This is a genomic window from Streptomyces sp. NBC_01508, from assembly GCF_045040315.1.
Taxonomy (GTDB): domain Bacteria; phylum Actinomycetota; class Actinomycetes; order Streptomycetales; family Streptomycetaceae; genus Streptomyces.
The window spans coordinates 2,052,473-2,065,485 of record NZ_CP109419.1; the positions used below are offsets into that span (position 1 = coordinate 2,052,473).

Genomic DNA, 13,013 nt, shown 5'->3' on the forward strand with positions numbered 1-13,013 from the left:
GACGTCTCGTCATCGCGCCCCGTTGCCGGCTGCCGGGGACGCGTCTTTCGCGACGTCGGCCGAATCCGGCTCCTGGTCGTCCAGGATCACCACGTCCTCGGCGCTGAAGGAGACCCCGACCGTCGCACCGTCGTCGGGTACATCTCGAAGGCCGCACGCCGCCTCGACCTCCGGCCCGTGCGCGGGGCGCAGCCGGACGGCGACGTGGCTGCCGCGGAAGGTGCGCGCCCCGACGGTGCAGCGCAGTCCGTCTTCGGGCGCACCGAGGCGTACCCCGGCGGGACGCACCAGTAGCGTGCGCGAGCCCTGGGGTGAGCCGGCGGGCACCGGGACCTTGCCCCAAGGCGTGTGGGCGACGTCACCTTCCACCGTGGCCGCCACGACGTTGTCGAAGCCCAAGAAGCGGGCCACGAACGCGGAGGCCGGACGCTGCCAGACCTCCACCGGTGTGCCGGTCTGGGCGACGCGTCCGTCGCGCATCACCACGACCCGGTCGGCCAGCGCGAAGGCCTCGCCCTGGTCGTGCGTGACGGCGAGCACCGTCGTACCCAACTGGTCGAACACGCCGCGCAGTTCCACGACCAGACGCTCGCGCAGGCTCCGGTCGAGCTGGCCGAGCGGTTCGTCGAGCATGAGCAGCCGGGGCCGAGGGGCGAGCGCCCGTGCCAGCGCCACCCGCTGTTGCTCACCGCCGGACAGCGCGGCGACGGCGCGGCGCTGGGCGCCCGGCAGGCCGACGAGGTCGAGCAACTCGGCGACACGTCGCCGCTGTTCAGCGCGCGACTCGCCCCGCATGCGCAGTCCGAAGGCGACATTGCCGCCGACGTCACGCTGCGGAAAGAGCTGATGGTCCTGGAACATGAGTCCGACGCCGCGCCGGTGCACGGGCACCCCCGCCTGGTCGCCGCCCTCCAGCAACACCCGTCCGGCGTCCGGCGGCTGAAGGCCGGCGACGACGCGCAGCAGGGTGGACTTGCCGCTGCCGCTCGGCCCCAGCACGCAGACGACGTCGTGCGCGGCGATCTCCAGATCCACCGCGTCGAGCGCCGTACGCCGCCCGAACCGCACGGTCACGTCCTCAAGAGTGAGCAGGGTCATCAGAACTCCCCGGAACGGTCGGTACGGATACGTTCGAGCGCCAGCAGCGACACGGCGCACACCACCATCAGCACGGTGCTCAGCGCCATCGCCTGCCCGTAGTTGAGATCACCGGGCCGCCCCAGCAGCCGCGCGACGGCCACCGGCAGCGTCGGCCGGTCCGGCCGCGCGATGAAGACCGTGGCGCCGAACTCACCGAGCGAGACGGCGAAGGCGAATCCGGCGGCCACCAGCACCGCCCGCCGCACCATCGGCAGATCGACCTCCCGCCACGCACGCAATGGCGAAGCCCCGAGAACGGCCGCGGCCTCGCGCAGCCGCCCGTCCACGGCCCGCAGTACCGGGAGCATGATCCGTACGACGAAGGGGACCCCCACCAACGCCTGTGCGAGCGGCACCAGGATCCACGACGCCCGCAGGTCCAACGGCGGCTTGTCGAGCGTGATCAGGAACCCGAAGCCGACGGTCACGGCGGAGACGCCCAGCGGGAGCATCAGCAGCGCGTCGAAGCCCCGTACGAAGCGCCCTGCCCGTCGGGTGAGCGCGGCAGCCGCCAGGCCGCCGACGACCAGGGCGATGAACGTCGCCATCAGTGCGTAGCGCAGAGAGTTCCAGACCGCTTCCAGCGGCGGTACGAGGAAGGTGCCGCCGCTCGCCTCCACCGAACGGAGCGCCCGGTAGTAGTCGAATCCGTACCCGGCGGGGCCGTCGAGCGACCGCTCGACCAGCACGCCGAGGGGCAGCAGAATCAGGAGCAGGACGCTGCCGAGCACGCCGGCGAGCAGCGCCCACTGCCCGGCCCCGCGCGGTCTGCGCGCCGTCTGCGCGGGGTCGACCAGTTTCAGGACGGTCTCCCGCCTGCGTACGGTCCAGGCGTGCAGCGCCAGGATCGCGCCGACGGCGGCGAACTGCACCATCGTCAGCACAGCGGCGGTGGGCAGGTCGAGCAGCTGCGCTGTCTGCCGGTAGATCTCCACCTCCAGCGTGGAGTAGGCCGGACCACCCAGGATCTGGACGATGCCGAAGGAGGTGAAGGTGAAGAGGAAGACCATCAGCGCCGCGGCGGCGACGGCGGGGCCCAGCGCGGGCAGCGTCACTCGCCACCACGCCGCCAGCCGCCCGGCGCCGAGCACCCGCGCGGCCTCCTCCTGACGCGGGTCGAGCTGCGCCCAGAGGCCGCCCACGGTGCGGACGACCACCGCGTAGTTGAAGAAGACATGGGCGAGGAGAATCGCCCACACAGATGTGTCCGCCCGCACCCCCCACAGTTCGTCGAGCAACCCACCGCGCCCCAGCAGCGCGAGGAACGCCGTGCCGACGACGACGGTCGGCAGGACGAACGGCACGGTCACGACGGCGCGCAGGAGTTGTTTGCCGGGGAACTCGAAGCGTGCGAAGACGTAGGCACCGGGGAGCGCGATCAGCAGGGTGAGAGCGGTGGAGACCGCGGCCTGCCACGTCGTGAACCAGAGCACCTGCCCGATGTCGGGCCGGCTCAGTACGTCCCCGAAACGGCCCCAGTGCCAGGAGCCGTCCGCCTTCAGCCCGCGGCCGACGATCGCGGCGACGGGGTAGGCGAAGAAGACCGCGAAGAACGCGACAGGCACGGCCATGAGGCGGAGCCGTACGGCGCTCCTACGGCGCCGTACGGCCCGCACCGCCCGTCCCACACCCCGGCCCCGGCCCGGCCCGCCGACCGGACCACTCACCTCCGTACGTGTGGCCCTGTCGCCTTCCCGGGCGGCTTTCGCGCCTACTTGACGACGAGTGAGGACCACGACTGGATCCACGCGTCACGGTTCTTGGCGATCTTCTCCGGCGCCACGGTCTCCGGGTTGTCGACCACGGCGCCGTGGTCCGTGAAGAGCGCGGGCAGCTTCGCGCCGTCGACGACCGGATTCACGAACATGTTGAGCGGCATGTCCTCCTGGAAGGTCTTGCTCACCAGGAAGTCCAGCAGGGCCTTGCCGCCCGCCTCGTTCTTCGCCCCCTGAAGCAGGCCGGCGAACTCGATCTGCCGGAAGCACGTGCCCGCGGCGACGCCGGTCGGGGCCTCCTCGGGCTGCGGGTCGGCGTACAGGACCCCGACGGGCGGGCTCGACGCGTAGGAGACGACGAGCGGGCGCTCCGCCTTGGCCTTCTTGCCGCCAGCAGAGCCGGAGAACTCCTCGTTGTATGCCTGCTCCCAACTGTCCACGACCTGGACGCCGTTGGCCTTGAGCTTCTTCCAGTAGCCCTGCCATCCGTCGTCCCCGTACGCGGCGACGGTGCCGAGGAGGAAGCCGAGGCCAGGTGAGGACTGCTCGGCGTTCTCGACGACCAGCAGGTCCTTGTAGGCGGGCTTCGTCAGGTCGGCGAAGGACTCCGGCGGCGCCAGCTTCTTGTCGGTGAAGTACTTCTTGTCGTAGTTGACGCAGATGTCGCCGGTGTCGACGGGGGTGACGCGGTGCTTGGCGTCGTCGAGCCGTACATCGGCGCGGACCTGGTCGAGTCCCTTCGCCTCGTACGGCGTGAACAGACTGTTATCGAGTGCGCGGGAGAGCAAGGTGTTGTCGACACCGAAGAAGACGTCGCCCTGCGGCGAACCCTTGGTGAGGATCTCCTTGTTGAGCGCCGCACCGGCCTCGCCGCTCTTCAGCACCTTGACGGTGTAGCCGGTCTGCTCCGTGAACGCCTTCAGCACGGAGCCCGAGACGGCGAACGAGTCGTGGGCGACGAGCGTCACGCTCTTGGACTTCGCGCCGTCCGACGACGTGGCGTCCTCGGACCCGCCACCGCACGCGGCGAGGGTGGAGACACCTATCGCGGCGGCGACGGCGCCGGCCGCCAAGTTCTTCGTGGTACGCACTGAATTCCTCCTGGGATGTCCAGGAGAAGACGCGGCCCTGCCCCGCGCCGGCGGACCGGAGCAGGGCAGGGCGCAACAGCTTGAGTGATGACCGAACTTCCTACCCAGAATGACCTGGGCAAGGTTCAGAGGGTCTGCGACCGTGAGGCTCTTTCGAGTCTCTGTCGCACTCTCAGCGCTGTGGCGCTCCCCTGTCGGAATATGAAATTCTTTCGAACCCAGCGTACATGGGCCCCGACGGGGCCCTTCCCGGCGCTCAGCGCTCCGTCGCCGCCAGCTGACCGCACGCCCCGTCGATCTCCTGACCGCGGGTGTCGCGCACCGTCACCGGCACCCCGTGGGACGCGATCGCCTCGACGAACGCCTTCTCGTCCTCGGGGCGGGAGGCTGTCCACTTGGACCCGGGGGTCGGGTTGAGCGGGATCAAATTGACGTGCACCCGCTTCCCCTTGAGCAGCCGGCCCAGCAGATCGCCCCGCCACGCCTGGTCGTTGATGTCGCGGATCATGGCGTACTCGATGGAGATCCGGCGGCCCGACTTCTCGGCGTACTCCCAGGCGGCGTCCAGCACCTCCCGCACCTTCCAACGGGTGTTGACCGGAACGAGGGTGTCGCGCAGTTCGTCGTCGGGCGCGTGCAGTGAGACCGCGAGGCGGCACTTGAAGCCCTCGTCGGCGAATCGCAGCATCGCGGGCACCAGGCCCACCGTCGAGACGGTGATGCCGCGCTGCGAGAGTCCGAGACCGTCCGGTTCGGGGTCGGTCAGCCGACGGATCGAGCCGACGACACGGCGGTAGTTGGCGAGCGGTTCGCCCATGCCCATGAAGACGATGTTGGACAGCCGGGCGGGGCCGCCGGGGACCTCACCGTCGCGCAGCGCGCGCATGCCGTCCACGATCTGGTGCACGATCTCCGCCGTGGACAGGTTGCGGTCGAGGCCCGCCTGCCCCGTGGCACAGAACGGGCAGTTCATCCCGCAGCCCGCCTGCGAGGAGATGCACATGGTGACGCGGTCCGGGTAGCGCATCAGAACGGACTCGACGAGCGTGCCGTCGTGCAGCCGCCACAGCGTCTTACGGGTGGTGTCGTCGTCGCAGGAGATGTGCCGTACCACGGACATCAGGTCGGGCAGCAGTTCCGTGGCGAGCTTGTCCCGCGCGGCGGCGGGGATGTCCGTCCACTCGGCGGGGTCGTGGGCGAACCGCGCGAAGTAGTGCTGCGACAACTGCTTGGCGCGGAACTCCTTCTCGCCGAGCGCCGCCACGGCCTCGCGACGCTCCTCCGGTGTGAGGTCAGCGAGGTGCCTCGGCGGCTTCTTGGCGCCGCGGGGTGCGACGAAGGTGAGTTCTCCGGGATTGGGCGGTGCCATGAGCTGTTTTCTCCTCGGTACGACGAGGCCGGTGTTCCCCGCCGGCTGCGGGAGGGACATGGGCACACTGCCGGTGCCAGGAGACCTCATGTGAAGGGCTCCGCGACCGCGGAGCGCAGTAAGGCCCGCCGTCCGGGACGGCGGGCCTTACCAGAGTAACCGGTACGGATACGGGTCAGCCCGACCCGACGAACACCACCAGCAGCAGCCACACCACCGGGGCCGTCGGCAGGAGCGAGTCGAGGCGGTCCATGATGCCGCCGTGACCGGGCAGCAGAGTCCCCATGTCCTTGATCCCGAGGTCCCGCTTGATCATCGACTCACCCAGGTCGCCGAGCGTGGCACTGGTGGCCACGGCGAGACCGAGCAGCAGTCCCTGCCACCAGGTGCCGTCGTCGATGAGGAACTGCATGCACAGCGCCCCTGCCACCATGGCGAATCCCACGGCGCCGAACAGACCCTCACGGGTCTTGCCGGGGCTGATGCGCGGTGCCAGCTTGTGGCTGCCGAAGCGCCAGCCGATCGCGTACGCACCGGTGTCGCTGACGATGGTCAGCACGAGGAAGGTGAGCACACGCTGCGCGCCGTCGTCCGCCGTGAGCATCATCGCGACGAACGTCGCCAGGAAGGGCACGTAGAACGCAGCGAAGACGCCCGCCGTCACGTCCTTGAGATAACCCTCGGGCGGCTCCGTCATGCGCCACGCGAGCACGGCGAGCGCCGTGAGCGCGGTGGCGACCCAGGCGCCTTCCGCGCCCCGTACGTAGCCGGCGACGACCATCGCGGCGCCACCGACCGCGAGCGGGACGAGGGGCGCCTTGATGCCCTTCTTCTCGTCGAGCCGGGAGGTCAGCTCCCAGAGCCCGACGACGACGGCGACCACTATGACGCCGATGAAGACGGCCTTCACGATGAAGAGGGACGCCACGATCACCGCGCAGAGCCCCACACCGACCCCTATGGCCGCGCGGAGGTCGCGGCCCGCCCGCTTCTTCGGCGGGGGTGGCGGAGGGGCGGACATGGGCTCCTGCGGCGTTTCGTCACGGAACAGAGGGCCGCCCGGCCGAGCAGCCCCCCGGTCGTCATCCTGGGCCCCGCCGCTCGCGGGTACGTCGGGCACGATGGGCATGGGCCGAGTCTGCTGTGCGTCAAGCTCATCGTATGCGGGACCCGCCGGGGCAGCCCCCTGGTCAGGCGGTCCCCAGTAGCCGGCAGCCGGCGGGGCCCCCCAGGAAGAGTCGTTCATCAGACCTCGAGCAGCTCGGCTTCCTTGTGCTTGAGCAGCTCGTCAACCTGGGCGACGTACTTCGCCGTGGTGTCGTCGAGCTCCTTCTCGGCGCGGCGGCCCTCGTCCTCGCCGACCTGGCCGTCCTTGACCAGCTTGTCGATCGTTTCCTTGGCCTTGCGGCGCACGGAGCGGATCGAGATCTTCGAGTCCTCCGCCTTGGTCTTGGCGACCTTGATGTACTCCTTGCGGCGGTCCTGCGTGAGCTCGGGGAACACCACCCGGATGATATTTCCGTCGTTGCTCGGGTTCACCCCGAGGTCGGAGTCGCGAATGGCCTGCTCGATGTTACGCAGCGCGCTCTTGTCGAACGGGGTCACCACGGCCATACGCGGCTCGGGCACCGAGAACGAGGCCAGCTGGTTGATCGGGGTCAGGGCACCGTAGTAGTCCGCCACGATCTTGTTGAACATCGCCGGGTGCGCACGACCGGTGCGGATCGCGGCGAAGTCCTCCTTGGCGACCAGGACGGCCTTCTCCATCTTCTCCTCTGCTTCGAGGAGGGTCTCTTCGATCACCACTTGCTCCTGCGTGTCTTGAGTGGGCCCGGTGTGCTTACAGGGCCGGCGGAACCTGCGTCGCGTCTTGCTCCTGCACGGTGTCCGACCGGCAGGGCTTTGTCCATCCCCGTGCGGGGCAGCCCGAGTTCAGGCCCGGGTGCCCTGGTCGCTCACGAGCGTGCCGATCTTCTCACCCTTGACGGCACGCGCGATATTGCCCTCCGTGAGGAGTTCGAAGACAAGGATCGGCAGCGCATTGTCGCGGCAGAGAGTGACGGCGGTGGCATCGGCGACCTTGAGGTCGCGGGTGATCACCTCGCCGTACTCCAGCGCGTCGAACTTCACCGCGTCGGGGTTGGTCTTGGGGTCGGAGTCGTAGACCCCGTCCACGCCGTTCTTGCCCATCAGCAGCGCTTCGGCGTCGATCTCCAGGGCGCGCTGGGCGGCGGTGGTGTCGGTGGAGAAATACGGCATCCCCATGCCGGCGCCGAAGATGACGACACGGCCCTTCTCCAGGTGCCGTACGGCGCGCAGCGGGATGTACGGCTCGGCGACCTGCCCCATGGTGATGGCGGTCTGGACGCGCGAGTCGATGCCCTCCTTCTCCAGGAAGTCCTGGAGGGCCAGGCAGTTCATGACCGTACCGAGCATGCCCATGTAGTCGGAGCGGGCCCGGTCCATGCCGCGCTGCTGGAGTTCGGCGCCGCGGAAGAAGTTTCCTCCGCCGATGACAATGGCGATCTGCGCCCCGTCCCGCACGACGGCGGCGATCTCGCGGGCGATGGCGTGTACGACATCGGGGTCGACGCCGAGCGCTCCCCCGCCGGCGAACGCCTCACCGGACAGTTTCAGCATGAAGCGCCCGGCCTTCTTGCCGGGGTCGCTGTTGTCGTCGGTGGACTGGATGGCGTCCGCGCCCTTGTTCATCGGGATCTCCTCGTGCACATACGAAGAAGGCCATTGCCGGTGGGTCTGTGTCCCTTGCGGCAATGGCCTCCTCGTCAGATCTGCGACCGTCCGGCGCGTGTTCGGCCGGCGGCTGCAGTAGACCCTAGCGGGGTCCACCGTCGATCGCGTACGACTGCGCTGTCCCGGGTGCTCGGCCCCGGGACGGTGACCGGAACGTCAGGCGCCGACGCGGATGCGCGCGAAGCGCTTCAGCGTGACACCGGCCTCGTCCAGGACCTTCCTGACAGACTTCTTGTTGTCCTTCGCGAACGGCTGGTCGAGGAGGGTGACCTCCTTGAAGAAGCCGTTGACGCGCCCCTCGACGATCTTGGGCAGCGCGGCCTCGGGCTTGCCCTCCTCGCGGGAGGTGGCCTCGGCCACACGGCGCTCGTTCTCGACGACGTCGGCCGGAACTTCCTCACGGGTGAGGTACTTCGGCGCGAACGCGGCGATGTGCTGGGCGACGTCCTTGGCGACGGTGGCGGCCGTCGCGGCGTCGACGTTGCCCTTGTCCAGTTCGACCAAAACACCGACCTGCGGCGGGAGGTCGGGCATGGTGCGGTGCATGTATGTGCCGACGAAGCTGCCGTCGCCCTGGAACTGGGCGAAGCGGTCCAGGACGATCTTCTCGCCGAGGTTCGCGTTGGCCTCGTCTACGAAGGCCTGGACGGTCTTGCCGGGCTCGATCTCGGAGGCGCGCAGCGCCTCGATGTCGGCGGGGCCGGTCGCGGCCACGTGGGCGGCCAGCGCGTTGGCGGCGGTCTGGAACTTGTCACCCTTGGCGACGAAGTCCGTCTCGCACTTCAGCTCCAGCAGAACACCGGAGGTGTTGTCGTCGGAGACGAGGGAGACGACAGCGCCGTTCTCGGCACTGCGGCTCTCGCGCTTGGCGACGCCCTTCTGTCCCTTGACGCGAAGCACCTCGACGGCCTTGTCGACATCGCCGTCGGCCTCGACCAAGGCCTTCTTGCAGTCCATCATGCCGGCGCCGGTGAGCTCGCGGAGCTTCTTGACGTCAGCGGCGGTGTAGTTCGCCATGTCTGTGAATCTCTCTCGGAAGTCGAAGATCTACGGGTGGACGGCGGGGGCCGTGGGCCCCCGCCGTCAGCAACCGAACCTTTGAGGTCAGGCCTTGTCGGCGTCCGCGGCCGGAGCCTCGGTGACCTCGGCGGCGGGGGCCTCGGCCGGAGCGGCGACCTCGTCGGCCTGCTCGGCGTCGGCGACCTTCTCCGTCTCGGCGGAGGTCTGGACGTCGGCCGGGGCCTCGGCGGCGTCGGCGGACTTCTCCGCGTCGGCCTTCTTGTCGCCTTCGAGGAGGTCACGCTCCCACTCGGCGAGGGGCTCGCCGGCGGCCTTCTCGCCCGGCTTGGAGTCGCCGGTGGCGGCGCCGGAGCGGGCGATGAGACCCTCGGCGACGGCGTCGGCGATCACGCGGGTGAGCAGGGTGACGGAGCGGATCGCGTCGTCGTTGCCGGGGATCTTGTAGTCGACCTCGTCGGGGTCGCAGTTGGTGTCGAGAATCGCGACGACCGGGATGTGGAGCTTGCGCGCCTCACCGACGGCGATGTGCTCCTTCTTGGTGTCGACGATCCAGACGGCGCTGGGCACCTTCTGCATTTCGCGGATACCACCGAGGGTCTTCTCCAGCTTGGCCTTCTCACGGGAGAGGACCAAGAGCTCCTTCTTGGTGAGGCCGGAGGCGGCCACGTCCTCGAAGTCGATCTGCTCAAGCTCCTTCAGACGCTGAAGGCGCTTGTACACGGTGGAGAAGTTGGTGAGCATGCCGCCCAGCCAGCGCTGGTTGACATACGGCATGCCAACGCGCGTCGCCTGCTCGGCGATGGCCTCCTGGGCCTGCTTCTTCGTACCGACGAACATGATGGAACCGCCGTGGGCGACGGTCTCCTTGACGAACTCGTAGGCGCGGTCGATGTACGACAGCGACTGGAGCAGGTCGATGATGTAGATGCCGTTGCGCTCCGTGAAGATGAAGCGCTTCATCTTCGGGTTCCAACGACGGGTCTGGTGACCGAAGTGGACGCCGCTTTCCAGCAGCTCCCGCATCGTGACGACGGCCATGGCCGTACTCCTTGAGGTACTCGGTTGTCGCGACCACCGGACGGCGGTCACGCCTGACGCCCCGGAACGCTTTGCCACTAGGGACCGAGAAGCGCGGACACCGGCGAAGAGGCCGGCGGCGGGGCGTGCGAAGTCGATCCGGTGACCCGGATCGCCACAGGAAGTGTACGGGACCCGCACAGTGCCCGACGACGGAGTGCGGGGGTGACGGAGATATGCACAATGGCCCGGTTATCCACAGAATCCGAGCATGATCCACTTGAATCGGCCGACTACGGCAGCGTGAACGACATGATCACTGTCGAGGAACTGCACATTCACAGCTCCGCCCGGCCCCGCCGCCGTGGCCGGCGGCGGCTCATCTCGCTCTGCGTCCGCGCTGGCGTCGCCGCGCTCGCGGGAGTGGTGGCGGCCGTCCTGTTCGCCACCTCGTCCGACGCCCTGGCCGCTGACAGCGAAGAGGTCGGCAAGGACGCCGATGCCGGCTCCGAGCCGATCCCGGCCGCTCCCGGCGGCGACACCGCTGCCGCCGCCGATACGGCTCCGGGCGCGGATACGGGCACTGGTATCGAGGGCGTCAGCGGCGACCGGGCCTGGCCGGTCGGACCGCGGCCGACCGTTCTACGGGGGTGGGAGCCGCCCGCCTCGCCGTACGGTCCCGGCCACCGGGGCGTGGACCTCGCCGCCGCTCCGGGCACCGTCATCCGGGCCGCGGCTCCCGGCCGGGTGTCCTTCACCGGCATGGTGGCGGGACGCGGCGTGCTCTCGATCACGCTGACCGGCACCGGGCAGCCGCCTCTGCGTACCACCTACGAGCCGGTGACGGCGGTTGTCGCCGAGGGCGACGAGGTGACGGCGGGCCAGATCGTGGCCGTCCTGGGGCCGGGCCCGTTCCACTGCGAGGGCGGCTGTCTGCACTGGGGCCTGCTGCGGGGCGAGACCTATCTCGACCCGCTGTCCCTGCTTCCCGACCACCTGCTCGACCGCGGCCCGGCACGACTGCTGCCGGTGTTCGGGGTCCCTGAACCGGCGCCCACACACACGCCGGCCGGATCCCGGTCGGCCGTCCTGCCGGACGACGTGGCGCTCATGGCCGAGGAGACCGCCGCAGCCGCCGGAGACGCGCTGCACGCCGCAGCCCTGCTCGCGGCAGCCGCGTGGGTGCGGCAGCGGAGCCGTACGGGGGTCAGGTACCGCGTACACCGTGGAGCACCATGGACACCGCCGCCTCGGCGATCACCACGGGGTCCTCGGCCGCGCCCAACTCGATCCGCCGCACGGCGGCGTCCACAACGCCCTGGAGCAGCATCGCGGCCAGCCTCGGCTGCTCGTGGCCCAATTCACCGAGGGCTTCGACGATCATCGCGATGAGTCCACCGTGCGCCGCTCGGATCTTCTCCCGAGCACCCGCGTCCAGCTCACTGGCGGAGATGGCGACCACGGCGCGGTGGCGGCGATCGCCCACCAGGCTCAACTGCCTGCGGACATACGCTTCGATCTTGCTCTCGGGGGTCGCCGCCTCCGCCATCGCGAATTCGATCTCGGCGGCCCAGACGGGGAAGTCGACAGCGCAGAGCTCTTCGACGACGGCCGCGCGAGACCGGAAGTACTCGTAGACCGACGACCTGGCGAGGCCCGTACGTTCGGCGAGGGCGGGAAAGGTCAGCGCATCCGTGCCGCCTTCGGACAGGAGGGAGCGTGCGGCGTCGAGCAGGGCGCCGCGCTGCATGGTCCGGTGCTCGGCCACGGAGGCCGCTCGAATCCTGGGCACGGACCCACTCTACGGCGGGGACCGCCCGCGCAGGCGGGGCAGTGACGATTCAGCGTCCCGCGTCGGCGAGTTTCGCGCGAAGCTGGAGCACGGACTTCGTGTGGATCTGGCTGACGCGGCTCTCGGTGACCCCGAGAACGTTGCCGATCTCCGCCAGCGTGAGTCCTTCGTAGTAGTAGAGCGTGACCACGGTCTTCTCGCGCTCGGGAAGGGTGTTGATGGCACGGGCGAGCAGTCGGCGCAGCTCGCGGTCCTCGGCGACCTCGACGGGATTGTCGGCCGCCGTGTCCTCCAACGTGTCCATCAGGCTGAGCCGGTCGCCGCCCTCCCCGCCGACATGCAGCAGTTCCTCCAGCGCCACAACGTTGGCCAGCGACAACTGGCTGAAGACCGCGTGCAGTTCCTCGACGGCGATGCCCATCTCGGCGGCCACCTCGGTCTCCGACGGAGTGCGCCGCAACTGCGCCTCCAGCGTGGCGTAGGCACGCTCGACAGCCCTCGCCTTCTGGCGTACGGAGCGCGGAATCCAGTCCAGCGCGCGCAGTTCGTCGATCATCGCGCCGCGGATGCGAGTGATCGCGTAGGTCTCGAACTTGATCGACCGCTCGATGTCGAACTTCTCGATCGCGTCGATGAGCCCGAAGACCCCGGAGGAGACGAAATCCGCCTGCTCGACGTTGGACGGCAGTCCCACACTCACCCGGCCGGCGACGTACTTCACCAGCGGTGAGTAGTGCAGGATCAACTGCTCACGCAGCCGCTCGTTACCCGTGGACTTGTACGACCGCCACAGGGTGTCGAGCGCCGAGGGCGCGGAGGGTCGCACTTCGCCGCGGGCGGCGGGGGGCGCCGGGGGTGGCGCCGCCACGCGGTCGGACCCGGAGGTGTGCTGGGGCATGCGTTGCCTTGAGCCGTTCTGCCGTGAAGTGAGGGGAGGAATGAGGGGAGGTACGTCTGGGCCGGATTCCTGGTGAGCGTAGCGTGACAGGTCGGTCGCGGTGGGCGAGGAGGCAGAGGGAGTGCCTGTCAGGACAGGCGCGGTCGGCCGCCGCCGAGATGTCGCGACCCGGCGCCGACACCGCGCGTATCGGCCGCTGTCGCGCCGTCGGGAGAAC

Annotated in this window: 11 protein-coding genes, 1 pseudogene and 1 riboswitch; of the genes and pseudogenes, 1 reads left to right on the plus strand and 11 read right to left on the minus strand. The window is 69.4% G+C overall.

Features of this window, described 5'->3' with window-relative positions; translation table 11 throughout:
• Positions 1-9: 9 nt before the first annotated feature.
• From OG700_RS09190 to rpsB, 9 genes are all read right to left on the minus strand, one after another.
• Positions 10-1,098, minus strand: coding sequence for an ABC transporter ATP-binding protein (locus OG700_RS09190; RefSeq protein ID WP_405611669.1), 1,089 nt, complete (start codon positions 1,096-1,098; stop codon positions 10-12).
• The gene (locus tag OG700_RS09195; RefSeq protein ID WP_405621540.1) at positions 1,098-2,711 is read right to left on the minus strand and encodes an ABC transporter permease; all 1,614 of its coding nucleotides are present in this window, start codon (positions 2,709-2,711) and stop codon (positions 1,098-1,100) included. The genes OG700_RS09190 and OG700_RS09195 overlap by 1 nt, the downstream gene beginning before the upstream one ends.
• 140 nt (positions 2,712-2,851) lie before the next feature.
• Complete coding sequence (locus OG700_RS09200; protein ID WP_405611672.1) at positions 2,852-3,946, minus strand: thiamine ABC transporter substrate binding subunit; 1,095 nt, start codon at positions 3,944-3,946, stop codon at positions 2,852-2,854.
• 79 nt (positions 3,947-4,025) lie between these two features.
• Positions 4,026-4,149: riboswitch (TPP riboswitch) on the minus strand.
• Positions 4,150-4,202: 53 nt separating this feature from the next.
• Positions 4,203-5,315 (minus strand): 23S rRNA (adenine(2503)-C(2))-methyltransferase RlmN, encoded by a 1,113-nt coding sequence (gene rlmN, locus OG700_RS09205; protein ID WP_405611675.1) that lies wholly within the window; start codon positions 5,313-5,315, stop codon positions 4,203-4,205.
• Positions 5,316-5,490: 175 nt separating this feature from the next.
• Positions 5,491-6,561, minus strand: a complete 1,071-nt coding sequence (locus tag OG700_RS09210) for a phosphatidate cytidylyltransferase (RefSeq protein ID WP_405611678.1) — start codon at positions 6,559-6,561, stop codon at positions 5,491-5,493.
• A complete protein-coding gene (gene frr / locus OG700_RS09215) occupies positions 6,561-7,118 on the minus strand; it encodes a ribosome recycling factor (RefSeq protein WP_405611681.1) in 558 nt (185 codons plus the stop codon). The genes OG700_RS09210 and frr overlap by 1 nt, the downstream gene beginning before the upstream one ends.
• 129 nt (positions 7,119-7,247) lie before the next feature.
• Positions 7,248-8,027 (minus strand): UMP kinase, encoded by a 780-nt coding sequence (gene pyrH, locus OG700_RS09220; RefSeq protein WP_405611684.1) that lies wholly within the window; start codon positions 8,025-8,027, stop codon positions 7,248-7,250.
• A 198-nt stretch (positions 8,028-8,225) separates the two neighbouring features.
• The gene (tsf, locus tag OG700_RS09225; RefSeq protein WP_405611687.1) at positions 8,226-9,086 is read right to left on the minus strand and encodes a translation elongation factor Ts; all 861 of its coding nucleotides are present in this window, start codon (positions 9,084-9,086) and stop codon (positions 8,226-8,228) included.
• A gap of 87 nt (positions 9,087-9,173) precedes the next feature.
• Positions 9,174-10,127 (minus strand): 30S ribosomal protein S2, encoded by a 954-nt coding sequence (gene rpsB / locus OG700_RS09230; RefSeq protein ID WP_405611690.1) that lies wholly within the window; start codon positions 10,125-10,127, stop codon positions 9,174-9,176.
• A 291-nt stretch (positions 10,128-10,418) separates the two neighbouring features.
• Here rpsB and OG700_RS09235 point away from each other — a divergent pair.
• A pseudogene (locus OG700_RS09235) lies at positions 10,419-11,021 on the plus strand (peptidoglycan DD-metalloendopeptidase family protein); the annotation flags it as partial.
• Positions 11,022-11,313: 292 nt separating this feature from the next.
• Here OG700_RS09235 and OG700_RS09240 read toward each other — a convergent pair.
• A complete protein-coding gene (locus tag OG700_RS09240) occupies positions 11,314-11,874 on the minus strand; it encodes a TetR/AcrR family transcriptional regulator (RefSeq protein ID WP_405621543.1) in 561 nt (186 codons plus the stop codon).
• A gap of 73 nt (positions 11,875-11,947) precedes the next feature.
• Entirely contained in the window at positions 11,948-12,796 is an 849-nt protein-coding gene (gene whiG / locus OG700_RS09245) for an RNA polymerase sigma factor WhiG (protein ID WP_147878256.1), read from the minus strand.
• Positions 12,797-13,013 lie beyond the last annotated feature (217 nt).